The 948-nt window shown below is 40.6% G+C and carries 1 protein-coding gene; it reads right to left on the reverse strand.

All coding sequences use genetic code 11. The annotated features are described in order from the left end of the window. On the reverse strand, positions 1 to 948 hold a 948-nt coding region (locus tag IUY40_RS19150; RefSeq protein ID WP_229335690.1), incomplete at both ends, for a Calx-beta domain-containing protein.

Below are 948 nucleotides of genomic sequence, written 5' to 3' on the forward strand. Positions count from 1 at the left end.
TCAGTTCCAGTTGCATCCTTAATGGTAACTGTAGCTACATTGTCACTTCCCCAAGTAAATCCTGAGACAGTTCCTCCTGTTATAACTACTGTTTCGTCTGGTTCTATCAGATTATCATTTTTAGCAGTTACTGCTATCATTGCATAACCATCACCTGCAGGAATCGTTACCGAACCTGTTAAAGCAGTATAGTCCGTATCACTTGTGGCTGTTCCTGATACTGTGTAGTTTACAATCTGTGGATACCCCATAGTAACTCCTTCTGGTAAACTTACCTTTACACTAGTACTTGATCCTTCTGCAACTTCTGCTGTAGTTGGAGAAAAGTGCAATACTTTGTTTGCCTCATCAGTTACATCTGTAATGGTTATTGTAGCATCATTGACTCCAACAACCCAACCAAATCCAGTTAATGAACCTGCTGTTATAACACCTCCTGTTAAAATTACAGTCTCATCATCCTCTATAACAGCATCCGTTAATGCTGTAACAATAATATCTACTGAATTATTACCTGCTGGTATCGTTCCTACTCCAGTCAATGGGGTATAGTCATCGCCACTAGTTGCTGTACCATCAACTGCATAGTTGAATGTAATATCGCTCGTAGCTGTAACTCCTGGCGACAAACTTACTTTTAGCTTTATCGAGGTGCCCTCTGCTATCTTCTCTATTACTGGTGGACTTGCTTTTAGCGTTTTCGAAGTGCCCCATGCACTAAAAAATAACAACTTATGCGATGCTGGATTGGAATCCGTAATAGTTACCGTAGCAGTATTGGCTGTAGCACTCCAGGTAAATCCTGTTGTAGCAACTCCCGTTATAATAATAGTTTCGTCTGATTCTATCAGTTTATCTAGTAAAGTATTCACTTTTATTTCTGCCGTACCTGAACCTGCAGGAATCGTTGCCGTGCCTGTTAAAGCGGTATAGTCGGCATCACTTGTA

It is taken from the genome of Flavobacterium sp. ALJ2 (genome assembly GCF_015594725.1).
Lineage (GTDB): Bacteria > Bacteroidota > Bacteroidia > Flavobacteriales > Flavobacteriaceae > Flavobacterium.